The sequence below is a fragment of the Nocardiopsis trehalosi NBRC 14201 genome (genome assembly GCF_001552555.1).
Taxonomy (GTDB): Bacteria; Actinomycetota; Actinomycetes; order Streptosporangiales; family Streptosporangiaceae; genus Nocardiopsis_B; species Nocardiopsis_B trehalosi.
Map to the genome: position 1 here is coordinate 1 of NZ_BCRK01000218.1, position 8926 is coordinate 8926.

General features: G+C 70.0%; 7 protein-coding genes and 2 tRNA genes. 1 reads left to right on the top strand and 8 read right to left on the bottom strand.

All coding sequences use genetic code 11. The features are described from left to right. Positions 1-62 precede the first annotated feature (62 nt). From clpX to NT8_RS25095, 5 genes are all read right to left on the bottom strand, one after another. Positions 63-1334 carry an ATP-dependent Clp protease ATP-binding subunit ClpX gene (clpX, locus tag NT8_RS25075; protein WP_067974608.1) on the bottom strand — a complete coding sequence of 424 codons (1272 nt, stop codon included), beginning with the start codon at positions 1332-1334 and terminating at the stop codon, positions 63-65. Positions 1335-1584: 250 nt separating this feature from the next. Continuing rightward, the gene (locus tag NT8_RS25080; protein ID WP_067974611.1) at positions 1585-2289 is read right to left on the bottom strand and encodes an ATP-dependent Clp protease proteolytic subunit; all 705 of its coding nucleotides are present in this window, start codon (positions 2287-2289) and stop codon (positions 1585-1587) included. A 49-nt stretch (positions 2290-2338) separates the two neighbouring features. Next, positions 2339-2890 (bottom strand): ClpP family protease, encoded by a 552-nt coding sequence (locus NT8_RS25085; RefSeq protein WP_067974624.1) that lies wholly within the window; start codon positions 2888-2890, stop codon positions 2339-2341. A 1089-nt stretch (positions 2891-3979) separates the two neighbouring features. Next, complete coding sequence (tig, locus tag NT8_RS25090) at positions 3980-5449, bottom strand: trigger factor (RefSeq protein ID WP_067974614.1); 1470 nt, start codon at positions 5447-5449, stop codon at positions 3980-3982. 236 nt (positions 5450-5685) lie between these two features. Next, positions 5686-5760: transfer RNA gene (locus NT8_RS25095), tRNA-Pro, on the bottom strand. 111 nt (positions 5761-5871) lie between these two features. Here NT8_RS25095 and NT8_RS25100 point away from each other — a divergent pair. Continuing rightward, positions 5872-5942 (top strand) — tRNA-Gly (locus NT8_RS25100). Between the two features lie 117 nt (positions 5943-6059). On the opposite strand, the gene NT8_RS25105 is transcribed toward NT8_RS25100, so the two are convergent. The 3 genes from NT8_RS25105 to NT8_RS30100 form a co-directional block, all read right to left on the bottom strand. After that, the gene (locus NT8_RS25105) at positions 6060-7202 is read right to left on the bottom strand and encodes a site-specific integrase (protein WP_067974618.1); all 1143 of its coding nucleotides are present in this window, start codon (positions 7200-7202) and stop codon (positions 6060-6062) included. Further along, complete coding sequence (locus NT8_RS25110; protein ID WP_067974621.1) at positions 7202-7426, bottom strand: helix-turn-helix domain-containing protein; 225 nt, start codon at positions 7424-7426, stop codon at positions 7202-7204. The genes NT8_RS25105 and NT8_RS25110 overlap by 1 nt, the downstream gene beginning before the upstream one ends. Beyond that, on the bottom strand, positions 7426-8926 hold a 1501-nt coding region (locus NT8_RS30100), incomplete at its 5' end, for a replication initiator (protein WP_067974628.1). The genes NT8_RS30100 and NT8_RS25110, both read right to left, overlap by 1 nt.

The window sequence follows — 8926 nt, forward strand, 5'->3', positions numbered from 1 at the left end:
CATCCACAAAACACTCCCTAGACCCGGCCCCGCGCTCGCGCGTGTGCGGGGTGCGGCGCCGGCTAGGCGCTCTTCTCCTCGCGCTCCGGGCCCCGCTCGGTGCGCGGCACGATCGTCGGGTTGACGTGCTCCAGCACGGCCTCGCGGGTGATGATCACCTGGCCGACGTCCTCGCGGCTGGGGACCTCGTACATCACCGAGAGCAGGACCTCCTCGATGATGGCGCGCAGCCCGCGCGCCCCGGTGCCGCGGATGATGCCCTGCTCGGCGATGGCGTCGAGCGCGTCCTGGGTGAACTCCAGCTCGACGTTGTCGAGCTCGAACAGCCGCTGGTACTGCTTCACGAGCGCGTTGCGCGGCTCGGTGAGGATGCGGATCAGCGCGGCGCGGTCGAGGTTGTGCACGCTGGTGATGACCGGCAGCCGGCCGATGAACTCGGGGATCATCCCGAACTTCAGCAGGTCCTCGGGCATGACGTCGGAGAACCGGTCGTCGGAGTCGTCGTTGGTGGGCCGCAGCACGGCGTTGAAGCCCATGCCCTGCTTGCCCACCCGGGACTCGATGATCTTCTCCAGGCCGGCGAACGCCCCGCCGCAGATGAACAGCACGTTCGTGGTGTCGATCTGGATGAACTCCTGGTGCGGGTGCTTGCGCCCGCCCTGCGGCGGCACGCTGGCGGTGGTGCCCTCCAGGATCTTCAGCAGGGCCTGCTGCACGCCCTCGCCGGAGACGTCGCGGGTGATCGACGGGTTCTCGCTCTTGCGGGCGACCTTGTCGACCTCGTCGATGTAGATGATCCCGGTCTCGGCCTTCTTGACGTCGTAGTCGGCCGCCTGGATCAGCTTGAGCAGGATGTTCTCGACGTCCTCGCCCACGTAGCCGGCCTCGGTCAGCGCGGTGGCGTCGGCGATCGCGAAGGGCACGTTGAGGATCTTGGCGAGCGTCTGCGCCAGCAGCGTCTTGCCGGAGCCCGTGGGACCCAGCAGGAGGATGTTGGACTTGGCGATCTCCACATCCTCCTCGCGCGGGCGGTCGTTCTCGGACTGCACGCGCTTGTAGTGGTTGTAGACCGCCACCGACAGCGCCTTCTTGGCCTGCTCCTGGCCGATCACGTACGAGTCGAGGAACTCGTAGATCTCACGGGGCTTGGGGAGGCTGTCCCACTTCAGCTCCGTGGCGTCCGCCAGCTCCTCTTCGATGATCTCATTGCACAGATCGATGCACTCGTCGCAGATGTAGACGCCGGGACCGGCAATGAGCTTCTTCACCTGCTTCTGGCTCTTGCCGCAGAACGAGCACTTCAGCAGGTCTCCACCGTCGCCGATGCGTGCCACCCAGCTACTCCTTAAAACGTAGGCCACCCCGTCATCGGCCACCCGGTGCGCCGCGTTGCGGATGACGTGCCCCTCGACAAGAGCCAAGCTACCGCTATTGCAGGATATGCGCTCCCGGTCGTGCCGAAGGCGGGGCGATCTGTGCGTCGCTGTTCCGAGACTAAGCGAAGAACCGGACCGGCTTCACCACTCCGGGTCCCCCGGCGTGTGCTCCCCCGGCCCGGTCCGGCCGGCGACGGGCCGCGGCGTCCTAGCGCATGGAGGACCCGCCGGTGGACTGCCCCGCCTTCGGGGAGGTCTGCAGCGAGGTCTTGCGGTACGGGAGGATGTCGTCGACCAGGCCATACTTCACGGCCTCCTCGGCGGTGAAGACCTTCTCGCGCTCGATGTCCGTCGAGATGCGCTCCTTGGGCTGGCCCGTGTGCTGCGCGAGGACGTTCTCCATCTGCTCGCGGATGCGCACGATCTCCTTGGCCTGCAGCTCCAGGTCGCTGACCTGGCCGTAGGTGGCCTCGGTGGCCGGCTGCTGCACGATCAGGCGCGCGTTCGGCAGCATCAGCCGCTTGCCCTTGGTCCCGGCCGCCAGGAGCACGGCGGCGGCGGTGGCCGCCTGGCCGATGCAGGTGGTCTGGATGTCGGGGCGCACGAACTGCATCGTGTCGTAGATCGCCATGAGGGAGGTGAAGGAGCCGCCCGGCGAATTGATGTACATCTGGATGTCGCGGTCGGCGTCGATCTGCTCCAGCGTGATCAGCTGGGCCATGATGTCATTCGCCGAGGTGTCGTCGATCTGCACGCCGACGAAGATGATGCGTTCCTCGAAAAGCTTGTTGTACGGGTTCATCTCCTTGATCCCGTACTGCGTACGCTCAACGAAAGACGGCATCACATAACGACTCTGCGGCGCCTGCGGGGCCATTCCGTGACCGATGCCGGAGTTTCCGATAATGCTCATGTCAGGATCTCTCGCCTTTCGGGCTGAATCGGACGGGGCGGGCGGCGGCTCAACTGGCGTTGACCTGGCGGAGGCTGCCCACGACCTCGTCGACGAAGCCGTACTCCTTCGCCTGCTCGGCGTTGAACCAGCGGTCGCGGTCGGCGTCCTTCTCGACCTGCTCCAGCGACTGGCCCGTGTGGTGGGCGATGATCCCCAGCAGCGCGTTCTTGACGTAGACCAGGTCGTCGGCGCGGATACGGATGTCGGTGGCGGTGCCGCCGACGCCCGACGACGGCTGGTGCATCATCACCCGCGCGTGCGGGAGGGCGTACCGCTTGCCGGGGGTGCCGGCGCACAGCAGCACCTGGCCCATGGAGGCCGCCATGCCCATGCCGACCGTGGCGACGTCGTTGGGGATGTACTGCATGATGTCGTAGATGGCCATGCCGGCGCTCACCGAGCCGCCGGGCGAGTTGACGTACAGCGAGATGTCGCGCTCGCGGTCCTCGGCCGAGAGCAGCAGCAGGTCGCCCACGACCCGAGTGGCCATCGCGTCGTTGACCTCGTCGGCGATGAAGATGATGCGCTGGCGCAGCAGCCGCTGCGAGGTCTGTTCGATGACGTTCTGCTGGAGCTGCTCGCCCCCCGCCGCGCGGATCGCGTCGAGAACGCCCGTGAAAGGCTGTTCGGTCACTCTGGCACCTGCTTTCGCCTGGAGCGGTCGGTCGGAAGTTCGTCCGGTCAAATCACACTAGCGTGGGGCGACGGCCGCTGGCACACACTCGCTGGGGTGTTCGCTGTTGGCGCAGGCTCCCCCGACGCGGTTCCGCCGCGCGGCGGGCGGACCCGGTCGGCGCCCGCCGCGTATTCCCGGCGGGCGGGGTGGCGGTCCGCACTCCGCGGATTCGCGCATCGGGGTTTGGCGGGCGCCTCCCCGGGAAAAGGAAATGGCCCTTTTCGCGGAATGGGCGCGGAGCGTCACCGCAATACCGCGCCCCGGTTCCGGCCATTGTCGGCACCATTCCACCCCCACCGCCGCGGCACCCCCCGGACCCGAGCCCCGCCCGGACTCCGCGACCACACCGCCCCGCCCGGAATGCCCGGGCCACCCGCTGCCGGACGCCGACCCCGACGGCCCCGCCACAGAACCGAGACCCACCCGGAGGCCACGGCCACCCACCACCACCCCCGGCCTCCCCACGGACCCGACCAGGCCACCCGAGGAACTTCGAGCGAAGGCGCCCGACCGACGCCCCGGCACGAACCGGGGCCCACCCGGAACCACCGCCCCACGCCACCAGGTCCCCCGGCCTCCCCCGGACCCGACCGGGCCACCCGAGGAACCTCGGGCGAAGGCGCCTGCCCGATGACCCGGCAGGAACCGGGGACCACCCGGAACCGCCACCACACGCCACCAGGTCCCCCGACCTCCCCGGACCCGACCGGGCCAACCGAGGAACCTCGGGCGAAGGCGCCCGACCGACGCCCCGGCAGGAACCGGGGACCACCCGGAACCGCCACCACACGCCACCAGGTCCCCCGGCCTCCCCACGAGCCCGGCCGATCTCCCTCGGCCCCGGGCGGAAGCCTCCGTAACGACGACAGCGGTGCCGGTGGAGTCCACCGGCACCGCTGTCGGTGCGTCGGATGCCGTGGGCCGGGTGCGGACGGCCAAGCCGTCCGCGCCCGCGGCCTACGCGGCTCTCGCCTACTTGTCCTCGGCGGCGGCCTTGGTCTCGGCGGCCTCGGTCGCCTCGTCCGCGGTGCCGTCGGCCGGAGCGGCCGTGTCGGCGTCGGCCTCCTCCGCGGAGTCAGCGGCGGCGTCGGCGTCGACCTCGACGAGCTCAGCGCCCTCGGCGGCCTCGGCCTCGGGGGTCTCCTGCTCCACCACGTTGCCGGACTCGTCGGTGATGACGGCCTTCTGGAGCACGAGGTCCATGGCCTTGGCCCGGACCACCTCGGTGTAGGCCACCCGGATCTGGTTCGACTCGACCAGGTGCTGGGCGAGCTGGTCCGGGGAGACGCCCATGCGCTGCGCCTGCTCGACCACGTACTGGCTCAGCTCGCTGTTGTCGGCGGAGAGCTCCTCCTGCAGCGCGAGCTGGTCGAGGATGAACCCGGCCTTGACCGCGGAGCGGGCGCTCTTGGCGAGCTCCTCCTCGAACTCCTCCTCGGTCTGCTCCTGGGTCTCCAGGTAGGACTCCTTGGTCAGTCCGCTCTGCGCGAGCTGCTGCTCCAGGCTGTCGCGGCGGCGGGTGACCTCCTCCTCGATGACCGACTCGGGCAGCGGGATGTCGATGGAGTCGACCAGCTTCTCCAGCGCGCGGTCGCGACCCTGGGAGAGCTGCTGGAGGCGGCGGACCTGCTCCATGCGGGAGCGGACGTCGGCGCGCAGCTCCTCGATGGTGTCGAACTCGCTCGCCATCTGCGCGAACTCGTCGTCCAGCTCGGGCAGCTCCTTGACCTTGACGCTGTGCACCGTGACGGTGACATCGGCGTCGCGGCCCTCGTACTCGCCGCCGACCAGCTTGGTGGCAAAGGTGGCGGAGTCGCCGGCCGACATGCCCTCGAGCGTGTCGTCGAGGCCTTCGAGGACGGTGTTGGTGCCGACCTCGTAGGACAGGCCGCTGGCCTGGACGTCGTCCAGCTTCTCGCCGTCGATCGCGGCGGAGAGGTCGATGGAGACGTGGTCGCCCTTCTCGATCGGGCGCTCGACACCGACGAGGGTGGAGAAGCGCTCGCGGAGGTTGCCGACCTGGTCCTCGACCTGCTCGTCGGTGGCCTCGGCGTCGTCGACGGTGACCTCAAGGCCCTCGTAGCCGGTGACCTCGAACTTCGGCCGCACGTCCACCTCGGCGGTGAAGGCGAGCTGGTCGTTGTCCTCCAGCTTGGTGACCTCCACGTCGGGCTGGCCGAGCGCGAAGATCTCCTCCTTCTGGATGGCCTCGTTGTACAGCTCCGGAACGGCGTGGTTCACAGCCTCGCTGATCACCGCGCCGCGCCCGACGTAGCGGTCGATCAGCCGGGCCGGCGCCTTGCCCGGGCGGAAGCCCTTAATGCGGACCTGCTTGGCGAGCGACTTGTAGGTCACGTCGAAGGCGTGGTCGAGTTCCTCGAACGGAACCTCGATGGTCAGCTTGACCCGGGTCGGGCTGAGCTCCTCGACATCGGTCTTCACGGGGCGGTACTCCTAGGTTTCCGGCTGTGTCCGGGGACGACCCGGCGCGGGTGGCGCACCCTGCGCGTTCGCGGTGCGCGACACGCACCGACCGGCGCAGCCGCCGAGCCGCGGGGCCTGCTGAAGGACTTACTCTGGATTCAGTGGTTTTCCTGCTGATCACGCCAAGTCTAGGGCAGATGCCCAGGGCCTCACGGCCCGCGGACGGCCCTCGCCCCGCGCCACAAGCGATTTCGTCGGGGAGGCGGGATTCGAACCCGCGGCCTCATGCTCCCAAAGCATGCGCGCTAACCAAGCTGCGCTACTCCCCGTGACCCTCGCGCCGGCGCCCCGGGTAAGGTGCGCGACCCGCGCGTCGGAGACTGTAGTCTTGTCCCCGTCGGCTCCACGAGTCTAGAGGAAACTCGGAGCCCCGACGCCACGCGGGCGTAGTTCAATGGTAGAACTCCAGCCTTCCAAGCTGGTCGTGCGGGTTCGATTCCCGTCGCCCGCTCTCACACCCCAAAGGGCCAGGTCAGCCGGTGGTATCCCCGGCCCCCTGGCCCTTCGCCATTAGGTCCTGATTCCGGGCGCCGTGCCACATACGTGCCACAGCCACGGACGGTAAGCGTCAGCCGGTCGGCTCCTCACCCTCCGCTCCGGCCTCCCGCGCCCGCCGCAGTTCCTCGGCCGCCCGCTCGCCCAGGCTGTCCGCCAACTCCCGCGCCCGGTCGTCGCGCGCGTGCAGGTAGACCAGCGCCGCCCGCGTGCTGGAGTGGCCCATCCGGTTCATCAGCTCCCGCAGCGAGGCCCCGGCCTCCGCCGCGAAGGTGTTGCCGGCATGGCGCAGATCATGGAAGTGGACCGAGGGCAGCCCGGCCGCCGAGCGCGCCGAAGCCCAGTGCGCGGCGAAGTTCGTCCTACGCAGCGCGTTGCCGCGCGCCCCGACGAACACGAGCCCGTCCGGCCCGGGGGCCGCGAACGCCTCCACGTGCGCGCGGAGGTCGTCGATGATCAGGCCGGGCAGCTGCACCGTGCGGCGGCTCGCCCTGCTCTTCGGCGGACCCATCCGGACACCGCCGAGTTCGTACGCCACCTCCCGCACCGCCACCGTCCGGGCGTCGAGGTCGAGGTACCGGCGCCGGAGGCCGGCCAGCTCACCCCACCGCAGACTGCCGAACGCGCCGAGCAGCACCAGCGCCCGGTACCGCTTCGGCACGGCGTCGGCCAGGCGGTAGACCTCCGCGACGGAGAGCGCGGGGCGCTCCTCGCTGTGCTCCTGCCCGGCCCCTTCGACCCGGCACGGGTTCTCCTTGACGAGCCGATCGCGCACGGCGGTGTTCATCACGGCCCGCATGAGCCGGTACGCCTTCGCCACGGTGACCTTCCCGACCTTGGCCTTGCGCCGCGAGGCCCGCCAGCTCCGGACGTGGGCTTCCCGGATGTCCTTGAGCAGGACGTCACCGAAGGTCGGGTTCAGGTGCAGCCGGAGCAGGCTTCCGTACAGGTCGACCGTCCGGGGCGCGAGGTCGCGTTCTTCGACCCACTGGGCGGCGTAGTCGCGGAAGGGGATCGCGCCCACGTCGGGGTCGGTCCAGTCCCCCTGCGCGATCTCGGCGGCTTTCAGGGTCAGCCAGCGTTCGGCCGCCTTCTTCGTCGGGAAGGTGGTCGGAGCGCCGCGCAGCCGGCCGTCCGGTCCTCGGTACCGCGCCTGGAAGCGGCCGGACGGCAGTGGGCGGATGTTGCCGAAAGATCGGCTCTTCTCCCCCGGCATCAGGCGGCCCGCCGCATCCGCAGCGTGACGGGTTCCACGGTTCCCACGGCGATGAGGTCGTCCACCGCGGATTCGGGAATGCGCACGTGGCGACCGATCTTCACGAAGGTGATGCGGCGCTCTTCGATCAGCCGGCGCGGGTAGCGCTCACTGGTGTTGAGGCGTTCCGCCACCTCCGCCACGGTCAGCAGGCGACCAGAGGGGCGGTTCTTCTTCATAGGCATCAGGCGGCTTCCTCCGTTGCCGAAAGACTGGTCTGTCTGGCGTGGTCGAGTTGGGTGCGGCGTTTGAGCGCCTCACCGACCGCCCGCAGGAGGCGGTGTTCGCGGGGCGGAACGTCGGGGTCGGTCGGGCGCGCGACTTCCCAGGCATGGCCGTTGCCGGTGACCGCGAAGGGGAAGGCCGGCCGTTGGGCGCCGTCCTCCTGGTCGTCGTGCTCTTCGCCGGGGGTGACGCCGAGCTGTTCCAGCACCCAGGCAAGGCGGTCGGCTTTGTGGTCGGCCAGCGTCTTGCCGGACCACTTGCGCGAGACCAGGACGCGGCGTCCGGCGTAGCCGAGGTGTTCGCGGCGATGCGCCTTGGACCGGCAGAACCCGGGGCGAAGGCCCGCCTTGGCCTCTGCCGGTTGGACGCCGTAGCGCAGCCAGTTCGCGCACCGGGGCGAGCAGGGTTCGAACCGCAGCGCCTCCACCAGGCGGTCAACGTGGCGTTCTTGGGCAGCCGTCTCGGCCGCGTGGCACTCCGCGATGTCCTTGGTCAGGTACTTCGCGAGGTAGCGCACGCACCGGTCCGCGTCCGGTGAGCCCGCGAGGACGCCCTTGGCATCCACCTGGGGACCGAAGCGGCACACGTGGTGGGGTTCCGCGTCGGGGTCCTCATCCAGGGCGTCCAGCGCCTCATCCCACGTGGGCAGCACTTCCCCCGTCGCCGGGTCGAAGTAGGCTCCCGCAGCTTCGTCCCAGACAGGTAGGTTCCCGCCCTCGTAGACGATCTCATCCGCGTTCGGCCACCACACCTGGTGGTAGGTCGCCGCCGCGATCTGGCGCAACTCAGAACGCGGGATGGTCCCGCGCGTGGCCATGTGCAGGTGCGGCGCAAGGCGCCGTTGGGGTTCGACGGTGGCGAAGTACTGGACGTCGAAGCCGGCCACCCGGCGGAGGTTCTGCACGAACCGGTCCACCAGCTTGGAGAAGTGCAGGGCGTCCCGCGCCGCCCGCCGGTAGTCATAGGCCGCCGGGTCCACCGGGGTGCCGTCCGCCTTCACCCGCCCGTAGGAGTCCAGCGTCAGCGTCACGAACAGCGAGGGCCGGAACACCTTGCCGGTGGCCGGGTCCTCGAAGGCCCGCCCGACGGTGCGGCGGGTCATGGGGCGCTTGGGCAGGTCGGGTGCGTCCGAGCGCCGTTTGGTCGAGCGGGAGCGGCGCGGCCGGGTCGAGGCCGAGGACCCCCGGTCGACGCTGCCGCGAAGTCCCGAGGCACAGATCTCCTCATCGAGGTCCGCGATGACCGCGTCCAGGGCAGCCAGTTCCTCGGGGCCGGCGGTGCCCGTCGCGGCCAAGTGATCGCGTTCGGCGGTCACGATGGCCCGCTGCTCCACCCACGCCCGCTGCACCTCGGTCGGCTCATCCGGTGTGGTGACGGGTTCGTCGGCCAGGTGCCAGCCCTCCTCACACTGCGAGCGGCGCAGGGACCGCTTGCGCCTGGCGCACGCCGGGCAGTGGGAC

Bases quoted from the DNA above. Each gene is read 5' to 3' on its own strand.
- NT8_RS25080 (WP_067974611.1), bottom strand. From the start codon at position 2,289: ATGAGCATTATCGGAAACTCCGGCATCGGTCACGGAATGGCCCCGCAG.
- NT8_RS25110 (WP_067974621.1), bottom strand. From the start codon at position 7,426: ATGCCTATGAAGAAGAACCGCCCCTCTGGTCGCCTGCTGACCGTGGCG.
- NT8_RS25105 (WP_067974618.1), bottom strand. From the start codon at position 7,202: ATGCCGGGGGAGAAGAGCCGATCTTTCGGCAACATCCGCCCACTGCCG.